Consider the following 23,614-nt stretch of genomic DNA (forward strand, 5'->3'; position numbering starts at 1 on the left):
CATGTCAGTTTCATTAGTCAACAATCTCGGTTCAGCATCTTCCCAAACACGTTTGAACGCTTCGGGCGCCAAACTGAATCAAACGATTCAGCGCCTGTCATCGGGCTTACGTATCAACAACTCCGGCGATGACGCGGCGGGTCTGGCCATCGCCAACAAATACCGGAGCGACATCAACGTGCTCAATCAGGGCGTGCGCAATGCCAACGACGGTCTTTCGACCTTGCAGATCGTGGACGGCGGGTTGAACACGGTTTCCAACCTGCTCGACCGCGCTTCGACACTGGCCGCGCAATCGGCTTCGGATACCTTCACCGGCAACCGCGACACGCTGCAACAAGAGTTCTCCAATGTGCTGAGTGAAATCACGCGCCAGGCGGAAAACATCGGCTTGGTCAATGGCGGCACCAACAACAAATCACTGACCACGATCATCGGCGGTGGCAGCGACACCTTTTCGGCGGCGAACACCAACAATGGCGTGCAGGTTGATTTGTCCGGCGCAGCCAATCGCGTGGACTCGACCAGTCTGGGCCTGAACAGCTTGAACATCGGCGCGGGCACCGGCAACGTCACCGGCGGCGGCGACATTTCCGGCGGGTTGACCGCCAACGAAAATCTGACCTTCCAATTCATCGGTTCCAGCAGCTCGCTTTCGTCCGCAACGATTAGCCTTTCGGCAGGCGCGACCTCCTCCAATGTGATTGACACGATCAACAACGATGCCAATGCAAAAGAGGCGGGCATCACGGCTTCGGTCAACAGCAGTGGCAATTTGGTGCTGTCCTCGACGAAGTTCTTCACCGTGTCTTCGGACGTGGCAGGTACAGGGACCGGGCAAACCAGTGTGGCGGGCGCTGCGGCTGCCGCAAATGACGTGGCGATTACCGGCGCGGCCAACGTCACGACGAAGAGTGTCTCCGCCGCCACCGCCGCCGGTAGCCAGACGCTCAGCTTCACGGGTAAGGAAATCGGCTTTGAAAACACCGCCAAGGATGTGAGCTTCACCACCAGCACGACGGCGGCCACCGGCGCGGCGAATGCGGCAGCTTCAGTTAATAACGACACGACCTTGCGCTCGGCGGGCGTGTTTGCGGTGGTCAACAAAGCGGACGGTTCCGAAGTGACCTTCGTTTCGCTGAACAATTTCAATCTGGGCATTAGCAACGATGCCACGGCAAGCGCCGATAACAACCTGACCGCGCAAAGCCCGACGGCGGCCAGTGGCGCCACCCTGACGGGTGGCGCAACGGGTGCCAAAACGGCGTTGGATTCCATCGCGACGGCCATCACCAATCTGGGCAAAGTCCAGGGCGTCGTCGGCGCGGGCCAGAATCGCCTGCAACAGGCGATTGATCTGGCGACTTCGCAGATCAACAACTTCCAGGCTGCCGAATCGCGCGTGCGCGATGCGGACATCACGGCGGAAGCTTCGAACCTCTCGCGGTTGAGTGTGCTGCAACAGGCGGGCGTCGCGGCGTTGGCGCAGGCCAACCAATCGAGCCAGGCGGTGTTGTCACTGCTGCGGTAAGCTGGGCGCAAGCTTAAATCGTTGGTCAAAAACCTACAGGCGAGTTCTCCTCGGAGGACTCGCCTTTAGGCCATTTGACCGGCCACGCGCGACCCGCTACGCAAAATCTGCCACGCAAACCTGGCCACGCGAACCTGGAGGTAGTTATGCAAATCCTTCCGCTAAATTCGATCAACCTGCTCAATCCGCAGGCCGAAAGTCCGGCCATTGTGCCCACCGCCGCCATCGGCACACGCACCCAAGCGGGCGCGGCGCAAACCGGGACGGGACAGACTGGCACCGGTGCGGCGGGCAATGGAACAGTCCCCCGCACGACCATCGGCATCAATCAAACGCAGGGCGAAATCAAATTAAGTTTTCCACCCGGCCAGGGCGAAGCCGCCGCCGAAGCGGCCCAAGCCTTAAGCGAGGCCGTGAAGCAATCGCAGATTGATTTGAAATTCAGCCGCGATGATGACACCGGCACCATCGTCATCAAGCTGGTGGATCAATTATCCGGCGAAACGGTGCAGCAGATTCCGACTGAAGCCTTGTTGCGGCTGTCCGCCGCGCTGGGCAAAACGCAGGGGCAGCTTTTCGATCAACAGGCTTAACGGCAAAGAAGGGCGACAGGCGCATTCACGCGCAGGGGGTTACGATGGCAACCGTCAATTTCAACGGAGTGGGCAGCGGTTTGGATTTCAAAGCGCTGACGGACTCGATCCTGGCCGAAAAATCGCGCCCGCTTTCGCAGTTGCAGAACAAGAATGCCGAAAGCAGCAAACGCAGCGACGCGTTGAAACAACTCAACGCCCGCTTGCTGGCGTTGACTGCCGCCGCCGATGCGCTCAATGACCGCACGCTGGGTAACGGCCGCACCGCCAGTTCTTCGGCGGCCAATGTCGCCACGGCCACCAGCAGCGCCGAAGCCGCCACCGCCAGCATCAATCTCACGGTCACGCGCCTGGCGACCAGCCTCACGCAAACCTCGCGCGTTTATACCAGCGACACCGCAGCCGTGTTAGCGGGCGGGGCGACAACGGCGACCTTTGAGTTGCGCAAGGGTGGCGCCAGCACCGGCACCGCCATCACGATTGACAGCTCCAACAATACGCTGACCGGTTTGCGCGACGCCATTAACAAGGCGGGCGCGGGTGTGAACGCCACCATCGTGGATGTGGATGGGACAGGCACGAAATTCAAACTCGCCCTCAATTCGAACGCCACCGGCACGGCGGGGCGCGTCGAATTGGTCGAAACCAGCGCCACCGGCACGGCGGCTGATTTGAATCTGACGGCGGTCAATCCGCCCGGCGCGACCACGGATTTTTCCGACCTGGACGCTTCTTTCAGCTTGAACGGACTAGCGCTCACGCGTTCGTCCAACACCGTTTCCGACGCGGTGACGGGCCTGACTTTCAATCTCAAAAGCAGCGGCTCGACCACAATTTCGGTCACGTCAAAAACGTCCGATTTGAATGAGAAGCTGAACAGCCTCGTCGCGGCTTACAACGATGTGCAAAGCTTCATTGCCGGGCAATATACGAAAGACGGCCAAGGACGGCCTTCCGGCCCGCTGGCGGGCGATGCGACGTTGCGCACTGTGCAACGCCAGATCCGCGAGGCGCTCGGCGGCAATGCCGGCAATAACGGCGGCGCGTTTAAGAACCTGGCGGAGCTGGGCCTCAGCCGCGATGATTCCGGGAAATTGACACTCGACGCAACCGTGCTCAATGAAAAATTGAGCAACAACCTGGGCGATGTACAAGCCCTGCTGGCGGGCAAAAGCGAGGGCTTCACCGGCCTGGCTGCTGCCTTGCACGATGAATTCGACAAGCTGAGCGACGCGGTCACCGGCACCGTCACCACGGCCATCAACGGTTATCAGGATTCGATCAAACGCACGGAAAAAAACATCGCCGCCCAACTGGCGCGGCTCAGCGATTTGCGCCAATCGCTCAATCGCCAGTTCGCCATCGCCGATGCGGCCATCGGGCAACTCAATGGGCAGAGCACGCAATTGACCACCATCCTCGATTCGCTCAAACCGAAATCCGCCTAAGGCCGCTTAAGCAATGGGCCGCACCCGCCGATAAGAGGAGTGGGTTGAACAAACATCTTTAAGCGCTGGCTGGCACTCTCAGCCCGCGTGGCTAACCAAGCGCAAACCCATTCACGCCGCCCACGGCAAACTATCCCTTGACCGTTGCCGGACGGCCCCTTAGTGCCCCCACGGCGGCTGATTTGCCACCGTGAACCACTCGCAGGGAGAACACATGAACTGGAAAGCAAATGCCCTGGCCGCTTATGGCAAAGTGGCGAACGCTGAGACCGATCCCCTTCAACAAATCGTGATGCTTTACGACGGAGCGATCAAATTCTTGCGGCTGGCCGCGGCGGATATAGCGGCGGGCGACCTCGTGGCCAAAGGCGAACATACCAATCGGGCCCTCGACATCATCGGTTATTTGCAATCCATTCTCGACTATGAGCGCGGCGGCGAGGTCGCCCCGATTCTCAACAACCTGTATTTGCATGTCGCCGCCGATACGCTGCGCGCCAGCGCGCAACTGGATGAAGCGTTGATGCGGCAAACGGCGGAGTTGTTAGTGCCGGTGCGCAATGCCTGGTCGAACAACGCGAAAACCCAGGCGCTGGCCCTGGCGGCGGCCGTCCCCCAGCCCGCGCCAATGGCGGGCGTCTGTCTGGCCTAGAAGGAGCGCTTGATCGCTATGTCTGCAACCCATCCGATCCATCCGCACGCCGTCTCGGTGCTGGATTTGCTGATCGCCCAATGCACGGATTTGGAAGCTTTATTGGCGTTGGCCCGGCAAGAGGAACAAGCCGCGACCGCACGCAATTTCGACGAAGTCTTGCGCGTCGTCAACGAACGCGCCACGCTGGGTGAACGCCTGGAGGTTTACCATCGGCAGATCGCCGCGTTGCGCGACACGTTGGGCAAGGCCGAAACTGATTTGGCCAGCACGCCCGCGCCCGCCGGGCTGACGCAAACCGCGCTGGCGGGGCAAACGGCTGCACTGGTGGCGGCGATCCGCGCCACCGATGCCCGCACCCAACCCTTGTTGCTGGCGGCCCGTCACGACTTGCGGGCCGAACAATGCCAGTTGGATAAAACGCAGCGCGGCGTCAACGCTTATTTGCGCAATGGCCACAACGCCGTGGCTTGTGACCAGCACGTTTAACACACTCCCCATTTCCCGCCGTAGCTGCCGCCAGACCACGCTCCCCCCAAGCCCAAAATATGCAGCTCCGGTGGCAGGCAAGGCAGGCCCGGGCGATGTCAGCACACAGACTGGCCCGCCCCTCCCCAGATGTTATGCGTTGCAGAGGCGCCCCTGCCGGGCCCTACCTGTGTTTCCCGGCTTTATCGTAGCGAGGAGGAAAGTCCATGAAAATCTTGATTGCCGACGACAGTTCCAGTTTCCGCCTATTGGTGCAGGCCACCTTGTCCAAGCGTGGTTATCAAACGATCACTGCCAGCAATGGCCAGGAAGCGCTCGACATCCTGCTCGGGCCACAGGCGCCGCCGCTGGCGATTCTGGACGTGAATATGCCGGAACTGGACGGCATCGAAGTCTGCCGCCGCCTGCGGCAAACGGGGCAAAAACTGCCGACCTATCTGATTTTGCTGACCGCCAACAATTCCAAAGCGGATGTGGTGGCCGGGTTGCAAGGGGGCGCGGATGATTACGTCACCAAGCCGTTTGACCGCGAAGAGCTGTTAGCGCGCTTGCAGGTCGGCGTGCGCCTCATCGAAATGCAACGCCGCCTGAACGAGCAGCTCAACGATCTGGAAACCACCTCGCTCCGGCTCGAGCGCCACGCCCAGTTGGCCCATTTGGGCGCTGACATTGGCACGGTGCTAACGACAGGTGACGACTTGCCCTGCACCTTGCAACGCTGCGCCGAGTTGATCATGCAGCATCTCAAAGCGGAATGTACCCGCCTCTGGCTGATCAACCCTGAAACCCAAATGCTGGAATTGCTGGCGGGCGCGGGCGCGGCGGCGGAATTGGATCAAGCAACGCGGTGCGTACCGCTAGACCAGCACAAAATCGGCCGCATTGCGCAAACGCGCCAACCGCTCATGACCAATCAGGTGGATAGCGCCGCCTTTTTTGGCGAACAGGAATGGATACGCCGCACGGGCCTGGTGGCCTTTGCCGGTTATCCTTTGATTGTCGAAGACCGCGTGCTCGGAGTGCTGGCGCTCTTTGCGCGGCGTCCCCTGACGGAAAACATCCAAGCGGCGCTGGCCACCTTGGCCAACACGCTGGCCCAGGGCATTCAACGCAAACGCGCTGAGGAAGCGCGCCGCGTCAGCGAAGAGAAATACCGCTCGCTGATTAACAACATTCCCGATGTCACCTGGACCTGTGACAGTGAGGGACGTTGCATGTTTATCAGCCCGAATGTGGAAAAGGTCTTGGGCTATACCGCCGCCGAGATTTATCAGAACCCGCAACACTGGTTCGACAGCATCCACCCGGATGAGGTGGCCAGCGTGCGCGCGGCGCTGACGGCCTTGTTCAGCCAGAACGTCACTTTCGATCTGAATTACCGCGCCAGCCACAAAGATGGAACCTGGCGCTGGCTGCACGAGCGGGCTGTGGCGACCTACGAAAAAGACGGCGTGCGTTATGCCGACGGCGTTTTTTCGGACATCACGCAGCAACGCAAAATCGAAGAGGCGCTGCGCGAAAGCGAAGAGCACTTGCGCCGGGCGCAGAAATTGGAATCGCTCGGCCAACTGGCCGCCGGCATCGCCCACGAGATCAATACGCCGATGCAATATATCGGCGATAACACGCGCTTCTTACTGGACTCCTTCCAGGAATTGAACCAGGTCATCGGGAAAGATCGCGAATTGTTGGAGGCCTGCCAAACCAGCGACCTGCTGTCAGAGTTGGTGGCGCAAGCCGAGGCCACGTTGCGCAGCGCCGATGTGGATTATCTGCTGCTGGAAATTCCCAAGTCCTTGCAACAATCGCTGGAAGGCGTCGAACACGTCACCAAGATCGTGCAATCCCTGAAAGATTTCGCGCATCCCGGCCTCAAGAAAAAGGCCGCCGACCTCAACAAAGCGATTGAGAGCACGCTCACGGTCGCCCGCAACGAATGGAAATACGTCGCGGATGTGGTCACCAAATACGACCCCACGCTGCCGCCGGTGCCGTGCGTCTTGAGCGAGTTGAATCAGGTCGTGCTCAATTTGGTCATCAACGCGGCCCACGCCATCGCTGAGGTTGTCAACGACGGCCACAAGGACAAAGGCACGATCATCATCAGCACCGGCCACGATGAACAGTGCGCCGAGATTCGCATCAGCGATACCGGCGCCGGTATTCCCGAAAAAGTGCGGGCGCGCATTTTCGATCCGTTCTTCACCACCAAAGAGGTCGGACACGGCACCGGTCAAGGCCTAGCCATTTCGCATGAAGTCATCGTGAAAAAACATAAAGGCACCATCGAGTTTGAAAGCGAAGTCGGACGCGGCACGACGTTTATCGTTCGTCTGCCCTTGCAGGAAATTACCGCTGCCGCGGCTGTCGCCGGGCAGAACGGGAGGCTGCAATGAGAAGAATTCTCTTTGTGGATGACGAGCCCAAAATCTTGCAAGGGCTGCAACGCATGCTGCGCCCCATGCGCCACGAATGGGAAATGAGCTTTACCGAAAGCGGTGAGCAGGCGCTCGCCTTTTTGGCCGAACGGCCCTTCGATGTAGTGGTTTCGGATATGCGCATGCCGGGCATGAATGGCGCGCAACTGCTGACCCAGGTGCGTCTCAATCATCCGCACGTCGTGCGAATTATTCTGTCCGGCTATTCCGACTACGATCTGATTTTCAAATCGGTCGGGCCGGCGCATCAATATCTTTCCAAACCCTGCGAGGCCGAGACGCTTAAACTCACGGTGAATCGCGCCTGCGCCTTACGCGACCTGCTCTCGAATGAAAGCCTGCAATTGCTCGTTTCGCAAATGCAATCGCTGCCCAGCCTGCCGTCGCTCTACCACGAACTGCTCGAGGAATTGCAATCGCCCGGCGTGACGCTCAAAAAAGTCGGCGAGGTCATTGCGCGCGACTTGGGGATGACGGCCAAGATTTTGCAAATGGTCAACTCCGCCTTTTTCGGTTTGCGCCGGCAAATTTCCTCGCCGGCTGAAGCCGTGAGCCTGTTGGGGCTGGAAACGGTGATGACGCTGGTCATGACGATCCAGATTTTTTCGCAATTCAGTTCGACCCTGTCGCGCGGCTTCTCACCCGAAGCACTGTATGACCACAGTATGCGCGTGGCGATGTGCGCCAAGCAGGTGGCCCTGGCGCAAGGCGAAGCGATTGACCTGGCCAATGACGCTTTTACCGCCGGACTCTTGCACGACGTGGGACATCTGGTTTTGGCGGCGAATATGCCTGAAAGTTACGGCCGCTTATTAGCGTTGGTGCGGGCGAACGAGTTGCCCTTCGATGACTGCGAGCGACAGGTTTTTGGCGCGACCCATGCGGAAATCGGCGCCTACCTGCTGGGGCTGTGGGGCCTGCCGAACGCCATTGTTGAAACCGTGGCGTTTCATGATCAGCCGCGCGCTTGCCAGGTGGAGGGCTTTAGCGCGTTGAGCGCGGTGCATATCGCCAATGCGCTGGAGCATGAACTGCACGCGCAGTGCGACCTGTGCGGCAGCACGAAGCTGGACGAGGAGTATTTAACGCGTTTGGGAATCAACGACCGGGTGGCGGTCTGGCGGGCGGGCTGTTTTCAAAACACGCAGTTGGCAGCGGCTTGAGCGCAAGGGGGAAAAGCCCTGTTGCGCTTGGCCGCGCGCCGGCTGCCGGTCACTGAAACCTGTAACACACACAGACAACGCACGCTGCACCGCAACTCTGCTTGCCCGAGGCAGGCAATTTCCTGACAGGCAACCAATGCAAAAACAAATCCTTTTTGTGAATGACGACCCGCACTTCTTGGCGGAACTCAAACGCATGCTCGATCCCATGCAAGCCACCTGGTTCATGCACTTCACACAGAGCGGCGTCGAGGCGTTGGAGATTCTGGCGACGCAGCCGTTTGATGTCGTGGTGGCCGATATGTATTTGCCTGGCATCAGTGGCACTGAGTTGCTCAAGCTGGTCAGGGATCGTTATCCGCGCATCGTGCAAATTCTGCTGTCGGATTGCACGGATGAAGACATCATCACCAAGACCGTCCGGCCCTCTTACCAATTACTGGCTAAGCCTTGTGAGTTGGAACGGTTGACGCTGGCGATTAACCGGGCTTGTGCGGTGCGTGAACTGCTGGCGAATGAGCAATTGAAAATGCTGATCTCGCAAATGAGTTCGCTGCCGACCCTGCCGACCCTTTACACGGAACTGGTCAAGGAACTGCAATCGCCCAATTCCTCCATGAAAAAGATCGCCGAGATCATCACCCGCGACATGGGGATGACGGCAAAAATTCTGCAAATGGCGAACTCGGCGTTCTTCGGCTTGCGCCGGCATATCTCGAATCCGATAGACGCCGTCAATTTGCTGGGGCTGGACGCCATCGTCGCCATGACGCTGACCATCCAGGTTTTTTCGCGCGCCAAAACGGCCGCCATTCAGGGCTTTTCACCGACCGCCATTTGGAATCACAGTTTGCGTGTCGGTGTCTTTGCCAAACGCATCGCGCAAGGCGAACAGCAAACGCTGGAAGTAGTCAACGATGCATTCACCGCAGGCCTCTTGCACGACGCCGGGAAAATGGTTTTGGCGACTGAATTGCCGCAGCAATATGACCAAATGCTCAAACTCGCGCGCACGGAAGGGCTTTCCGGCAAAGCTGCCGAACGGCGCGTGTTTGGCGCCACCCACGGGGAAGTCGGCGCTTATTTGCTGGGATTATGGGGCCTGCCCAATGCCATCATCGGCGCGGTGGCCTTTCATAACGAACCGTCCCGCGCTTTGACCCAAAGCTTTTGCCCGCTCACTGCCGTCCATGTTTCCAACGCGTTAGACCTTGAACAACAGCGCACGCCGCAAATTGTTCAACCGCCAGCGCTCGATCTGGATTACATTATCAATCTGGGGCTGGAAAACCATGTCCCCGTCTGGACCGAGATGCATAAACAGGCTACTGAAGCGCACGCCGCCTAAGTAGACCCGCCTGGCACCAACGCGACGCCAGTGTGATAGAACCAGCGTGGTAGAACCGGCGTGGTAGAACCGGCGTGGTAGAACCGGCGTGGTAGAAGATGCCCGCAAAACTTTGCCAACTGATCACGCCGCGGTGTCAGGGATCAAGGCGGCACGCGTGACATTGGCGCCACGACCGGCGGTTAGCCTGACGGCGGGGTGAGTTAGCCCCAGAAAGAGTACGAGCTGAATTCCTGAGCTGATAGCCCGACTCAGCATGTGAGGATAAGAGCGATGAAAGAGAAAATCCTTTTTGTTGACGACGAACCGAACATCTTGGAAGCCTATCAACGTTCGTTACGCAAAGAATTCCATATTGACACGGCGTTGGGCGGCGCGGATGGACTGATCGCACTGGCCAGCCAAGGACCTTATGCCGCCATCATCACAGACATGCGCATGCCGGGCATGGATGGCGTGGAATTCCTCGCCCGCGCCAAAGAAAAATCACCCGACAGCGTGCGCCTGATGCTCACTGGCAACGCCGATCAACATACGGCCGTGGAGGCGATCAATGAGGGCGCGATCTTTCGCTTTTTGACCAAACCCTGTCCGCCGGTAGTGCTAGCGCGTGCGCTCCAGGCCGCGTTGCGGCAATACCAGTTGGTGACGGCGGAAAAAGAATTGCTGAACAAGACGCTGAGCGGAAGCATTCATATTTTGACGGACCTGCTTTCGCTGGTGAACCCGACCGCCTTTGGCCGGGCCTCGCGCGTGCGGCGGCTGGTCAAACAGATCACGACCATCCTCAAAGTGGAAAATGCCTGGCAAGTCGAAATCGCCGCCATGCTCTCGCAAGTCGGTTGTATCACGATTCCCGAAGAGACCCTGTGGCGCGTTTATAGCGGCCATTCGCTGAATTCGGAAGAAATCAAAATGGTGCAGGCCCATCCGCAAATCGGGCACGACCTCCTGCGCCACATTCCACGGCTGGAAGGCGTGGCCGAAATCATCGCGTACCAGGAGAAACTTTTTAACGGCGCGGGCGTGCCTTATGACAACCGGCGCGGCTACGAAATTCCGCTGGGCGCCCGCATCCTGAAACTGGCGCTCGATTACGACAAGTTGGCCGAATCGCGGCTGGATAATTTTCAAGCGCTGGAAGAAATCCGCGAACGTCACAACTGGTACGACCCTGAAATTATCCCGGCGCTCGAATTGGCGCTGAAAAATGAAATCCGCTATGAACTCAAGCTGGCCCGTATCGATGAACTGACTCCCGACATGCTGTTGGCAGAGGATGTAAAGTCTGTGAAAGGAATGTTGCTGATTACCAAAGGGCAAGAGGTCACGCGCTCACTGTGCATGCGTTTGAAAAACTTTCACGAAGGCGGCGCTATCGTGGAACCGCTCCAAGTGCTGGTTCCGGTCAAGAGCAATACGGGCAAATTAACGCCCCCAGGACAGACAGCTAAGGCAGGCAATTCGGGGCGACTTGTCCCGCCGCCTCAAATCGCCAAGCAAGGTCAATAAGCGTTGCGGTGAGGGTGGAACAACGATCAATCAGCTTAATGCGCAAGAAGCCGTCTGCCAAAAACGCTCACAACATTTTTCCAATTCCAAGCCGCTCGCCTCTGACGATCGTCAGACGCTCAGCAGCGCAACCGCTCCACTGCACCTGGCGCACCCAGCGCAAATCCTCCATAAGGAAGATTTCCATTGGCATTGACCGCCAGTTCCGCCAGGGTTACTTCGTTGAACTCTTCGATCTGTAACCGCTTGAGCTTTTCCACAAAGGTGGTGCGTTTCATCTTCAGCAGCTTGGCCGCTTGCATCTTGTTGCCACCGGTCTGGCTTAAGGAACGCAACAACAATTCGCGCTCAATATTCGTCACTACCGCATCCAGACTCACGCCTTCGACCGGCAGCGGCTGCTGTGACAGCAAAGCCGCATCCATTCCGAATCCTGTTCCGAGATCAGTCCTCAGCTTGGCTTGGCTCTGGCCAGCGCCCGTGCCGCGAATCTCTTCGGGCAAATCCCAAACGTAAAGGGTCTCTGCCGGGCCGGAAAACGCCGCCGCACATTCCATCGCGTTTTGCAGTTGCCGCACATTGCCCGGCCAGTGATAGGCCTGCAAAGTTTCCAGCACCTCTCCGTCAATTTGTTTGGCGGGTAACCCGGCGCTGGCGCAAAACCGCGCCAGCAGTTGTTCCGCCAAGGGCCGAATCGCTTCCCGGCGCTCGCGCAAGGGCGCCACGCGCAAATGCACGACATTCAACCGGTAATACAAATCCAACCGGAAAGTGCCCTCTTTGATCTTTTGCTCCAAGTCCGCGCTCGTGGCCGCCAGGATGCGCACATCCACCGAAACCGTGCGCGAAGAGCCGAGCTTTTCGAACTCGCGCTCCTGCAATACCCGCAGCAACTTGGCCTGCAACGGCAGGCTCATATCGCCGATTTCATCCAAAAACAGCGTGCCGCCATTGGCATACTCAAAGCGGCCCTCGCGCGCCGTTTGCGCCCCCGTGAAAGCGCCTTTGACGTGACCGAACAATTCTGCTTCCAACAAATGATCCGGAATGGCCGAACAATTCAGCGCGACAAAATTGCGTTGGCGGCGATTGCTGTGCTCGTGAATGGTGCGCGCAATCAGTTCCTTGCCGGTGCCCGACTCGCCCGTAATGAGGACGGTGGTGTTGAAGGGAGCGATGGTTTTGGCCTGCTCGTACAATTTGCGCATCTTTGCGGAATGCGCCACCAGCCGCGCCTGCGCAGGGTGATTTCCAACGGTGGAAACAGCCGGATGTGTCGAATTTTTTAGGGCATTTTGGAGGGCGGTGGCAAGCGTTTCACCGGAAAGCGGCTTGGTCAAAACATCTGCCGCGCCACGTTTCATGGCGGTCACGGCAACGGCGGTAGCGCCCGGCTCGGCGAGCATGAAGGTGACTAACGCCGGCTGGCGCTGCTGGCACCAGGCCAATAAATCGGCCCCCGACAATTGCGGCAACTTCTCATCCGTGATCAAAAAATCAAAGGCGCTCTGCGTTAACAAGGCGCTGGCGGCTTCCGCCGTGGGTACATATTCAAACTGAAATTGCCCGGCTTTTTCTAAACTCAATAAGTGCTGTTTGACTGCTTCAGCATCCCCGACAAAGAGACCTTTGATTGCCATATAAAATTACCTAGTGGGTTGGGTGCCGAGTTGTTCCGACTAGGTACAGCACGCAATAGCTACACAGCGAGGCCAGGAACCGCGGCCCCGAATTTCGTTCGCTCTGTCTTTGTATCGGTTGGGGGAATTACGTGCGTGGTCGTGCTTGCTTTAGCGTTAAGGCCGATCGCCACCACAAGAGCCACTGTCTAGAGAGTGCAAGCATGGCTGAAGCCAATGGTGTTACTGCTTAAAGATCGTTTTCGTAACGCTAACGATAATGCCCCGCAACCAGTAGAATTTGCTGCGCAAAGATTGCCGTCTGTACAAGTCTTTCCGGTCTCAAGAACAGCCACGGAAGCGCCGTCTCAACGGGCGGCTTCGGGTGGCGGTTTGCATACCGGAAATTTGAACTCTCGGCGCGTAGCTACTGTGCGACGCATTCATAGATTCAAGCCGCAGTGTTTTTCAAGCAACCTCTTGCTTGAATTGGCGTGGCATTCCACTGGTGCTGAACCTATCAATACTGCGCTCAGCATATCTCAGCGGCACATTGAAGAATGAGTGCATCCTTCAACCGAACCGCTGTTTAGAGAAGCAGAGCGTGGAAACAGAACTTCGTCCCGGCGAAGTTTAGAGGGGACCGCAGGTCTTCAATACGCGCGCACGTCTCCGCAGCCGATCAGTCATTGACTGTCAGTGACAATAAACGGTGATCTTCCAAGATGAATGGGAATGCTGCTGGAACTTGTGAAAGTCGAACGTGCGTCTATGTGTGGAGCAGTACACGAAACGTTACATAAATTCAGCGCTTCGGTGTCAATTATCCGGCACTGAAAGGCCCGCGTCCGTCTTGCCTGAAAACTAGCCCAACCGATATTGTGCAAAAGGCGCTTCAATCGTAGATTGTGCCAGTCCGAATAAGCATTCCACCTTCATTTTCGCTGACAACGCAGATTTGAGGTTCGCTGTCACCCTTTGCGGGAGCAACAAATCCTATGGAAATCGCAGGTAAAGCAGCCGTCGTGACGGGCGGCGGAACCGGAGTAGGCCGCGCCACGGCTTTGGAACTGGCGCGGCGTGGTTGTGCCGTGCTAATCAATTACAGCCGCTCAAAAGCTGAGGCAGAAGAAACCGCCGCCGCCGTAACAGCGTGCGGGGTGCACGGGGTCGCCGTGCAAGCCGATGTCACCGACGATGCCGCCTGCCGCCGGATGATTGACAGGGCCGTGCAGGAATTTGGGCGGTTGGACGTATTGGTCAACAACGCCGGCACGACCTCGTTTATCAAACACGCCGACCTCGAAGCGGTGACGGCCGAAGATTGGCAGCGCATTCTGGGCACGAATTTGCTTGGCCCGTTTCAATGCGCGCGGGCGGCGCGGGCCGCCTTGCTCGCCGCTGGCAATGGCGAAATCGTCAACGTTTCCAGTATCGCGGGGCTAGCCGGAACGGGCAGCTCCATTCCCTATTGTGCCTCCAAGGCGGCGCTCAATAATCTGACCGTGACCTTGGCGCGCGTCTTTGCCCCGACTGTCCGTGTCAATGCGGTCGCTCCCGGCTTCATCACCGGGCGCTGGTTACAAGAAGGTTTGGGCGAAGTTGCCTATGAAGCAACCAAGCAGAAGGTCGAGCAACAAGTTTTGCTCCAGCGCGTTTGCATACCAGAAGATGTCGCCGCCGCCATTCTCAACATCATCACCGGCCCCGATTTAATGACCGGGCAGGTTTTGGCTTTGGAAGGCGGAGCCTTGCACTCAAATTTTAATCCACGTTAAAGGCGACGCAGGAGGAAAAGCGGATGGCTGTTAAATTCGGTCAAAATTACAGCCATAGTCAGCCAGTCCCATGACAAATTGATTTAAGTTTGGTATCAAGTAAGCGTTTTGATGGTCTTACTAAATCAGTTCAAGTTGCATATCTCAACCGGTGCACAGCAAAACGCCTTTCGCAAAAGGCAAGCTGGCGGCTTCATCAACTAGAATGACCGGTTACACCACCAAGCTTGGCACTCCCAGAGAGTGCCTCTCTCCCAACAAACCCAAAACAGATATGTGCTTGCTGATAAGCCCCGACTGTGTCTGAGCCAGCTTACGCTTGGCCTATACACGCGCCCCGTCTGGGTCTCAAGGTGCCAGGCACTTGAACCTGCAACCGTTCAACCTGAAACCTGCACCATAAACATTCCGGCAATGCCGTTTATGGGACGATGCGATAAACACCGTCACCCCGCTAGCTGATCCAACCAGGGCAGTTTGAGCTTGGTCAGGCAGGTATCGGGCAGCGGTGCGTTGGACGGATCGTAATTGTTCAACACGTTCTGAAAAGAAAATCTTCCCGCCAAGTCGCGAAGAGAGGATCGTTTTTCGCCTCGCTCACCTCTCACCTTGAGACGGGTTGGCGGCGTTTGAAACTTATCCGAATGGAGAAGGGGTTACGAAGGCTGGCAATGCATCATTACATTTATAAATGCAGATACTGTCGGGCGGCTGTGGAAGGCAGCCTATTTATGCTGCCGCTGAAAATCATCCGGCACGAATGGAGCGCACACCAAAAGCTGTTCACGGAGTCCTGGAATCCGGTGAATATCATTCGGCGCATGGTACGAACTGTCAGGGAGCGCAAGAACGATGAGTTTTTGTCGAGTCTCACCAAAGGCAAAGGCAATCCGCCATAGCCGCCAAGCAAAGCCGACAGCAGCCAGGTAGGCCTGGCGGAAAATATGCCTTGCGCGCTGAAGGTGCGCCAGGAATTTCAACGCGGCTCTGTTTGTAACAGGCCGCTCAGGGCCATTTTGCAAATTTCTTCGGCAACCTGGGTGTTGGTCAACGGCCCATCCGGGCGATACCAACGCGCCAGCCAGAGCATCATGCCGAAAATACTGAACGCAATCACCGTGATGTCTATCTCTTTCAATTTCCCTTCGACTTTCAGTGCCCGCAGCGTGTCGCGCACCAAATCCACATAAGCGCGTTTGCGTTGCGCGATCTTACGGCGATGAACTGGGGAAAGTCCGGCGACTTCATCCACGACAACAGTGACAGGATTGAAACCCGCGGCGGTGCTGCCGCGCGTAATGACCTGAACATGGTTTTGGATAATGGTGCGCAGCCGTTGCTCGGGATCGGCGACCGCGCGCGCGGGTGCGAGCACTTCGCGTTCGAGCGTATCCATGCCGTAGCTGATGACGGCATATAAAAGCTCTTTCTTGCCGCCGGGGATGAAATGGTAAACCGCCGCTTTGGTAAAGCCGATGGCGTCGGCGATGTCATTCATCGAAGTGGCGTCGAAACCGCGTTCGCAAAACAGCCGCGCCGCCACATAATAAATCTGCCGCAGCCGGTCTATTTCATTGTCATTGGCCGTGACGGCTTGCGTGCGCGCCTTGCTCGCGCCAGCTTTGCCATCCTTGCCGGTTTTAGCCGCCTTGACCGTCAGTTTGCGCCGATGACTGGTCGGCGGGATGGTGAGCAACGCTTCGATGAGAGCGGTTTGTTTGGCCATTACAGCTCAGTTTCTCCTCCGGCTATTTGATACAGATGCCTCCATCCACAGGGATGACCACGCCGTTCAGATACGCGCCGGCACGCGCGGCCAGATAGATCGCCACGCCCACCATATCCGCCGGTTCGCCAATGCGTTTGAGCGGACATTGCGCTTCGATTTCCGAACGGAAGTTATCGAGCATCCATTCGGTCATTTTGCTTTCGAACGGCCCCGGCGCGACCGCATTGACGGTGATGTTGCGGGGGCCGAGTTGAACCGCCAGCACGCGGGTCAGATGATGCACCGCCGCCTTGCTGGGCGCATAGGCGTAATTTTCGACGCGTGGCACCTTCAATCCATCAATTGAACCGATGTTGATCACGCGCGCCGGATCAGTCGCCGTGGCGGCCTTTTCGAGCAAGGGCAGCAATTGCTGGGTCAGAAAGAAAACCCCTTTGACATTGGTGTCCATGACTTTGTCCCAACCGACTTCGGGATAGCCTTCGAGCGGCGCGCCCCAGGCCGCGCCAGCGTTGTTGACGAGGATGTGCAAGGCTGATTCGCGCGCTTGAATTGCCGCCGCCAGTTCCTGACAGCCCGTCACCGCCGAGAGATCGGCGGGCAACGAGATACACTCACCGATGGCGGACAATTGCGCCGCGACCTCATCGCAGACTTCTTTTTTGCGGGCTGAGATGTAAACCTTCGCGCCCGCCTCCAAATAGCCGCGCGCAATCATCAATCCAATGCCACGCGAGCCGCCTGTCACCAGCGCGACTTTACCGCGAATCGAAAACAAGTCCTGTACATTGATCGCCTCATCCGGCTTCATGAAGTTTATTGCTCCTTGTGATTTGCCGCTGACTTACCAAGTGGTTAGCGACAGCAAAGGTATAACAGTAGCGCCGTTTGAACAATACTCAAGTCCGGGTTTCCGCGCCGCCGCTTCAGAATGCCGCCCTCTAGCATTCAAGAAAAAGAAAACCACGGGGGACACAGGGAACACGGGGGCAGCAAGGTCAGCAGCGGGTGCGCCTTGCTCAATGTTCAGCGGTCTTTTTGCCCACGCTCTGCCCCCTGTACCCCCTGTACCCCGTGTGCCCCGTGTGCCCCGTGTCCCCCGTGTCCCCCGTGTCCCCCGTGGTTTTGACCAAATTCTTTTCCTTGCAGTCTATATTTGAAACATCAGCGGACCGTGTCGGCAACCGCTTCATAAAAAACCTGCGGCAAAGGCCCGGCTCAGATCGTCAACGCCGCCGGAAATAGGTAAATTACCAATGCGCGTGTGTTGCAGATGTCGGGCACTGCCCCGTTCACCCGCGCCTCGTTGCGTCTTTGCCTTACTTTCGTCAACGTGCGTCACGTTGAATTCGTGTCTGTACTGACAACCAACATCACGACTGGAGGCCGCATGAATCGCCTGCTTTCCGTTCGCGCCGCGCTTGTCACGGCGTGCTGCATCGCGTTCACATTTTATTTACCGGCGCATGCCCAACCGCAACTCACCAAGGCCGACATTGACCGGCTGATGACCCAGCTTTCCAATTGGGGCCGCTGGGGCAAAGACGATCAACTCGGCGCGCTCAATCTGCTCACGCCCGCCAAACGCAAAGCCGCCGCCGCGCTGGTCAAAGAGGGCGTCGCTGTTTCGCTGGCATGCGAATCGAACGCGGAACGCGAGGTGGATAATCCGAATCCTTACCAACACACCGCTGTAATCACTGAACCTGATGAACGATGTGACGTATGTCGAAGCAGCACGCTTCCTGGCCGAACGCATGCTCAAGGAAGGTGGCGCGACGCCGCAACAACGCCTAGCTTGGGGCTTTCGCGTCTTGCTGGCGCGTGCGCCCAGCGAACGGGAGTTACAAACATTGGTGCGCAATCTGAGCAAGCAGCAAGCGTATTTCACCAGCAACCTGCCAGCCGCCGCGCAACTGCTGGCGGTTGGCGACAAACGTATCGGCGGTCAATTCGCTGCGGCGGAATTGGCGGCCTATGCCCAGTTTGCTGTTTAATCTGGACGAGGCGATTACCAAGCAATAATTGTGTAAGGCTGGCGATAACAGCTTCCGCATAGAGGACGCAATGGACCCAGAACGCTTGCTACAGATCGAAAAGCTCTATCACGCAGCGAGAGAATACGCCCCAGCGGAGCGCGCAGCTTTTCTAGTGGAAGCCTGCACCGCTGATGACGGTTTGCGGCACGAGGTCGAAATGTTATTGCGCGATGACAGCGCGGAGTGGAGCTTCATTGAGGGAAAGGGGCTCGAACTGGTGGCACAACGGCTTGGTGCCGCGGCGTTGAGCGAGGCCAAGCTGCCGTTTCTCGCAGGACAACAAATCGGCGCGTACAAGATTCTTGGGCCCCTGGGCAAGGGGGGAATGGGCGAAGTCTATCGGGCTAAGGATGAGCGCTTGAACCGCGCAGTCGCTATCAAGGTTTTGCCGAGCAGCTTTGTCCAAGACGCAACCTTGCTCAAACGCTTCGAGCAAGAAGCGCGCGCGACTTCGGCACTCAATCATCCAAATATTCTGACCATCTACGACATTGGCGAGCACGCGGGAACGCCTTACATCGTCGCCGAATTGCTGGAAGGCGAAGAATTGCGCGCGCAAATGCCTTCGGGGTCAGAAGCTGGTGCGCTGCCCGTGCGCAAAGCCATCGAGTATGCGCAGCAGATTGCGGCTGGGCTGGCCGCCGCGCACGACAAAGGCATTGTGCATCGGGACCTCAAACCCGAAAACCTGTTCGTCACCAAAGATGGGCGCGTCAAGATTTTAGATTTCGGCTTAGCGAAGCTGAAGCCGCAGAGGTTGGCGGGCGGCGTGGATTCCGAAGCTCCTACGCAAAAGCCGTTGACGAATCCCGGCATGGTGATGGGGACGGTTGGGTACATGTCGCCGGAACAGGTGCGCGGGCAGGAAGTCGATCATCGCTCGGACATCTTCAGCTTCGGGATGATTCTGTACGAGATGCTGAGCGGCAAACGGCCGTTCAGCGGGGCGTCAATGGCGGATGTGATGAGCGCGATTTTGAAAGACGAGCCGCCGGAGTTGAGCGAGACCAATGCGAAGATCAACCCGGCGCTAGACAAGCTCGTGCGGCATTGTTTAGAGAAGCAACCGGAGTTGCGCTTTCAGTCGGCGCGCGATCTGGGTTTTGCACTCGAAGCCGTCGCGGCGCACGCGAGTTGGCCGTCCGGCGCGCAATTAAGCGAGGTGACCGGAGTGGTGACTGACCAGACCGGCAGCAAGTGGCGTATCGGCCTTGGACAGTTTGGTTGGCTTGCGGCAGCGATTTTCCTAGTGGTGTTTGTCGGATCGGGCATTGCCTACTTCAAGCGTGCGCAACCGGAGGCGCTGGCCTTGCGGTTTATGCAGTTTGCGCCGGAAAAAACGAATTTCGCTGCTTTTTCCGTCTCGCCGGACGGGCAGCGGCTCGCCTTTAGCGCCGCCGACTTAAGTGGGAAGAGGCTTCTGTACGTCCGCCCGCTGAATTCTTTCACAGCCCAGGCCTTGCCTGGAACGGAGGATGCGGCTCTTCCGTTCTGGTCACCAGACAGCCGCTCGCTAGGGTTTTTCAGCGAGGGAAAGTTGAAGCGGATTGAGCTGTTAGGTGCCACGCCGCAAACGATTTGCGAAGCCAAGATACCGGTCGGAGCTTCGTGGAATCGCGCTGGTGAAATTGTCCTGTCGGGAAGCGGGGATGTGCTCTATCGTGTGCCCGCCACAGGCGGCGTTCCTACCGCGTTGACGACGCTTGATGCGTCGCATGGAGAAATCATTCAGGGGCTCCCGCAATTTTTGCCCGACGGTCAACACTTCCTTTATTTTGCGAACTATAACTATAACCAGGCTGCCCGGACGGGAATTTATGTTGGCTCGCTCTCGGACAAAGCGACGAAGCTGGTGCTCAACACGGAATGTACTGGTAGCTATGCGGCGGGCCATTTGCTGTTCGCCAAAGGTGGCACGCTGTTGGGACAAGTCTTCGACCCCGGCGCGCTGAAGCTCGTCGGAGCACCCTTTCAGGTGGCTGAGCAGGTGAGAACTACCCCTTTTCTTCCCGTTTTCTTTACACACTTCAGCGTTTCTGAGAGCGGCGTACTGGCTTATCAGACTGGCGCTAGTAAGTTGCCGCAACTGATCTGGTACGATCAAACCGGCAAGCAACTTGGTGCGGTCGGTGAGCCAGCCAATTACAGCAATCCGAGTCTTTCGGCGGACGACAAGCGGTTGGCTGTAGGTATTCGAGACCCCAACACAAAGAAACGCGACATCTGGCTGTTTGATTTGGCGCGTGGCGCTAAATCGCGGTTCACCTTTGATCCGGCGGATGATCTCAATCCGCTCTGGTCAAGAGATGGCAGCCGGGTTTTCTTTACTTCCGACCGCAAAGGGCAGCGCGACATTTTCCAAAAGAAAGTGGACGCTGCCGAAGAAGAGGAACTCGTTTACACCTCGCCCGAAATCAAGAACGTCTCTGACCTGTCGCCCGATGGCCGACTGATGATCTATGTTACGAATCCTCTTGGCTTCAGCAGTTCGACCCAGAATGATTTGTGGTTGTTGTCGCTGGAAGAAGAGCGCACCGCCAAGCCCTTTCTCAAAACGCAGTTTCAAGAAGAACAACCAACCATCTCGCCCGATGGCCGCTATGTGGCCTACGCGTCATATGAATCTGGCAGGGGTGAAGTCTACGTGACGACTTTCCCACAACTCGGCGGCAAATGGCAGGTTTCAGTAAACGGTGGTGTGGAGCCGCAGTGGCGGCGGGACGGGAAGGAGTTATTTTTTGTCGTCGGCGACAAGATACTAATGGCGGTAGAAGTGAAGGCTACTGCTGCCGGGTTCGAGACGGGTGTGCCGCGTCAGCTCTTTGAGACTCCTTTTGTCAATCCGGGCCGAAACAACTATGTCGTGACAAGCGATGGAAAACGGTTCTTGGTGATCACACGAGTTGAAGACACGGCCTCCCCGCCCATCAATGTGGTGGTCAATTGGATGGCAGAGGTGAAGAAATAGTCCTGAGCAAACACTGCTTCCAGCGTGCAGGCGTGGGGCGGAATGAAGGTCAAAAGATGCAGTGATGGGTTGGCGGGCTGGCAAAGAGGTGTACTGTCGGCCAATGGATGTTATGCCGAGACTGCACGTTGGAAGCGCTGCATACTCAGAATAGGAGAGAAGCCTGCTCACAACTGCCGCTATGGAAGAATTGTTTCTCTCATTCCCAAACAATCTGATTACAGGAGGCACCATGAATCGTAAACGTTACCCATTCACCGCCCTCGTGCTGGTCTTGACCGGCGCGCTCACGTTCTATCTGCCGACCCACGCGCAACAAAAGCTGACCAAAGCCGACATTGACCAAATGATGACCCAGCTTTCCAATTGGGGCCGCTGGGGCAAAGACGATCAACTCGGCGCGCTCAATCTGCTCACGCCCGCCAAACGCAAAGCCGCCGCCGCGCTGGTCAAAGAGGGTGTCGCCGTTTCGCTGGCGCGCGAATCGAACGCGGAGCGCGCGGTGGATAATCCGAATCCTTACCAACACACCATGCTACTGGCCGACGAACTGCAATGGAGCGCCGACAGTTTCGGCGTCAACTTTCACGGCTATCAGCACACGCACATGGATGCGCTCTGCCACATCTTTTACCAGGGCAAAATGTACAACGGCTTTTCCCGCCAGGAAGTCACGGCCAAGGGCGCGGGCAAGCTGGCGATCACCAATCTGAAACAAGGCATCTTCACGCGCGGCGTGCTGATGGATATGGCCGCGCTCAAAGGCGTGCCCTATCTGGACGGCGCCGTAGCGATCTATCCGGCGGATTTGGATGCTTGGGAAAAGCGCGCCGGCCTCAAGGTTGGCGCAGGCGACGCGGTGTTCATTCACACCGGACGCTGGGCGCGCCGTGCGGCCAAAGGCGCGTGGGATGCCGAGCAAGGCACGGCGGGCCTGCACGCCTCGTGCGCGAAGTGGCTCAAAGACCGCGATGTAGCCTTGCTGGGCAGCGATGCCGCCAGCGATGTCTTGCCGTCGGGCATCGCAGGCATCTCGCATCCCGTGCACTTGCTGACGCTGAATGCGATGGGCGTGCACATTTTCGACAATTGCGATCTGGGGCCGCTGAGCGCCGCCACGGCGCAACGCAAACGCTGGACGTTTTTGCTGAGCGCCGCGCCCTTGCCGATCACAGGCGGCACGGGGTCGCCGCTCAATCCGATTGCGACGTTCTGAAGCGCGTGTCCAGCCAGCAACCAACAATAACCGGCGGCGCGGCGGCGTATTTCAAATGCCGCCGCGCTGCCTTACACTGCGCACGCTTTACCAACCCAACCCGGAGGCCCATTAACAATGACCATTGTGCCCGGCGCGCGGCTTGGCGCTTATGAAATCGTCGCGCCGCTCGGCGCGGGCGGGATGGGCGAAGTCTATCGCGCCAAAGACACGCGCCTTGACCGCGAAGTGGCGATCAAGGTTCTGCCTGCTGACTTCGCCAATGACTCCGACCGCTTGAAACGCTTTGAGCAGGAAGCGCGCGCCACGTCGGCGCTCAATCATCCGAACATCCTGACGATCTATGACATTGGCAATCACGCGGGCGCGCCTTATCTCGTCGCCGAATTGCTGGAAGGCGAAGAACTGCGCGCGCATCTGGAAGCCGGCGCGCTGCCGGTGCGCAAGGCGCTTGAATACGCGCAGCAGATCGCCAGCGGCTTGGCAGCCGCGCACGCCAAAGGCATCGTCCATCGTGACCTGAAACCGGAGAACCTTTTCGTGACGACGGATGGCCGCGTGAAGATTCTCGACTTCGGCTTGGCGAAGCTGAAGCCGCCGAAGTTGGCGGGCGGTGTGGATTCAGAAGCGGCGACCCAAAACCTCTTGAAGAAGCCACTCACGAATCCAGGCGTGATTATGGGGACGGTGGGCTATATGTCGCCCGAACAAGTACGCGGCGCAGAAGTGGATCATCGCTCAGATATTTTCAGCTTCGGGATGATCTTGTACGAGATGCTGGCCGGACAGCGCGCATTCAATGGGTCTTCGATGGCTGAGCTAATGAGCGCGATTTTGAAGGAAGAGCTGCCGGAGTTGAGCGAGACGAATGCGAAGATTTCGCCGGCGCTGGACAAAATCGTGCGGCGCTGTTTGGAGAAGAAACCGGAGCGCAGGTTTCAATCGGCGAGCGATTTGGGCTTTGCGCTGGAAACCTTGCCTGGGAGCGCGCCTGGGAGCGCAGGCGTCTCGCCTGCGGGCGTCAAATCAGACACGCTGACTCCGGCAGGTCTTCCCCTTCATCCCGCAGGCGAGACGCCTGCGCTCCCAGG

Annotated in this window: 18 protein-coding genes; 15 read left to right on the forward strand and 3 right to left on the reverse strand. The window is 57.9% G+C overall.

Going from position 1 to position 23,614, the window contains the following annotated elements; genetic code table 11:
• Position 1 precedes the first annotated feature (1 nt).
• The 9 genes from HY011_22310 to HY011_22350 all read left to right on the forward strand — a co-directional run bounded on the left by HY011_22310 (position 2) and on the right by HY011_22350 (position 11,174).
• Positions 2–1,531: a hypothetical protein gene (locus tag HY011_22310; protein MBI3425669.1), complete on the forward strand. Its 1,530-nt coding sequence runs from the start codon at positions 2–4 to the stop codon at positions 1,529–1,531.
• 146 nt (positions 1,532–1,677) lie between these two features.
• Complete coding sequence (locus HY011_22315) at positions 1,678–2,124, forward strand: flagellar protein FlaG (protein ID MBI3425670.1); 447 nt, start codon at positions 1,678–1,680, stop codon at positions 2,122–2,124.
• A 44-nt stretch (positions 2,125–2,168) separates the two neighbouring features.
• Positions 2,169–3,572, forward strand: coding sequence for a flagellar filament capping protein FliD (gene fliD, locus HY011_22320; protein ID MBI3425671.1), 1,404 nt, complete (start codon positions 2,169–2,171; stop codon positions 3,570–3,572).
• Positions 3,573–3,786: 214 nt separating this feature from the next.
• Entirely contained in the window at positions 3,787–4,224 is a 438-nt protein-coding gene (fliS, locus tag HY011_22325) for a flagellar export chaperone FliS (GenBank protein MBI3425672.1), read from the forward strand.
• A gap of 18 nt (positions 4,225–4,242) precedes the next feature.
• Entirely contained in the window at positions 4,243–4,713 is a 471-nt protein-coding gene (locus HY011_22330) for a hypothetical protein (GenBank protein MBI3425673.1), read from the forward strand.
• Positions 4,714–4,919: 206 nt separating this feature from the next.
• Entirely contained in the window at positions 4,920–7,109 is a 2,190-nt protein-coding gene (locus tag HY011_22335) for a response regulator (protein ID MBI3425674.1), read from the forward strand.
• Positions 7,106–8,314, forward strand: coding sequence for an HDOD domain-containing protein (locus tag HY011_22340; GenBank protein ID MBI3425675.1), 1,209 nt, complete (start codon positions 7,106–7,108; stop codon positions 8,312–8,314). Before HY011_22335 ends, HY011_22340 begins: the two co-directional genes overlap by 4 nt.
• Before the next feature lie 136 nt (positions 8,315–8,450).
• Positions 8,451–9,662 (forward strand): HDOD domain-containing protein, encoded by a 1,212-nt coding sequence (locus HY011_22345; GenBank protein MBI3425676.1) that lies wholly within the window; start codon positions 8,451–8,453, stop codon positions 9,660–9,662.
• Between the two features lie 273 nt (positions 9,663–9,935).
• Positions 9,936–11,174 carry a response regulator gene (locus HY011_22350; protein ID MBI3425677.1) on the forward strand — a complete coding sequence of 413 codons (1,239 nt, stop codon included), beginning with the start codon at positions 9,936–9,938 and terminating at the stop codon, positions 11,172–11,174.
• 119 nt (positions 11,175–11,293) lie between these two features.
• Here HY011_22350 and HY011_22355 read toward each other — a convergent pair whose 3' ends face one another.
• Positions 11,294–12,814: a sigma-54-dependent Fis family transcriptional regulator gene (locus tag HY011_22355; GenBank protein MBI3425678.1), complete on the reverse strand. Its 1,521-nt coding sequence runs from the start codon at positions 12,812–12,814 to the stop codon at positions 11,294–11,296.
• A 977-nt stretch (positions 12,815–13,791) separates the two neighbouring features.
• On the opposite strand from HY011_22355, the gene HY011_22360 reads away from it, so the two are divergent.
• The gene (locus HY011_22360; GenBank protein ID MBI3425679.1) at positions 13,792–14,571 is read left to right on the forward strand and encodes an SDR family oxidoreductase; all 780 of its coding nucleotides are present in this window, start codon (positions 13,792–13,794) and stop codon (positions 14,569–14,571) included.
• A gap of 731 nt (positions 14,572–15,302) precedes the next feature.
• Positions 15,303–15,470 (forward strand): hypothetical protein, encoded by a 168-nt coding sequence (locus HY011_22365; protein MBI3425680.1) that lies wholly within the window; start codon positions 15,303–15,305, stop codon positions 15,468–15,470.
• Positions 15,471–15,547: 77 nt separating this feature from the next.
• On the opposite strand, the gene HY011_22370 is transcribed toward HY011_22365, so the two are convergent.
• Together HY011_22370 and HY011_22375 are read right to left on the reverse strand one after the other, a co-directional pair.
• Positions 15,548–16,297, reverse strand: a complete 750-nt coding sequence (locus HY011_22370; protein ID MBI3425681.1) for a TetR/AcrR family transcriptional regulator — start codon at positions 16,295–16,297, stop codon at positions 15,548–15,550.
• A gap of 22 nt (positions 16,298–16,319) precedes the next feature.
• Positions 16,320–17,111 (reverse strand): SDR family oxidoreductase, encoded by a 792-nt coding sequence (locus tag HY011_22375; GenBank protein ID MBI3425682.1) that lies wholly within the window; start codon positions 17,109–17,111, stop codon positions 16,320–16,322.
• An 898-nt stretch (positions 17,112–18,009) separates the two neighbouring features.
• Here HY011_22375 and HY011_22380 point away from each other — a divergent pair.
• The 4 genes from HY011_22380 to HY011_22395 all read left to right on the forward strand — a co-directional run.
• Positions 18,010–18,297 carry a hypothetical protein gene (locus HY011_22380; GenBank protein MBI3425683.1) on the forward strand — a complete coding sequence of 96 codons (288 nt, stop codon included), beginning with the start codon at positions 18,010–18,012 and terminating at the stop codon, positions 18,295–18,297.
• Positions 18,298–18,367: 70 nt separating this feature from the next.
• Complete coding sequence (locus HY011_22385; protein ID MBI3425684.1) at positions 18,368–21,307, forward strand: serine/threonine-protein kinase; 2,940 nt, start codon at positions 18,368–18,370, stop codon at positions 21,305–21,307.
• 232 nt (positions 21,308–21,539) lie between these two features.
• On the forward strand, positions 21,540–22,523 hold the full coding sequence (locus tag HY011_22390; GenBank protein MBI3425685.1) for a cyclase family protein: 984 nt from the start codon (positions 21,540–21,542) through the stop codon (positions 22,521–22,523).
• A gap of 117 nt (positions 22,524–22,640) precedes the next feature.
• A partial coding sequence (locus HY011_22395; GenBank protein MBI3425686.1) for a serine/threonine protein kinase occupies positions 22,641–23,614 on the forward strand: 974 nt, incomplete at its 3' end.

It is taken from the genome of Acidobacteriota bacterium (assembly GCA_016196035.1).
GTDB lineage: Bacteria > Acidobacteriota > Blastocatellia > RBC074 > RBC074 > JACPYM01.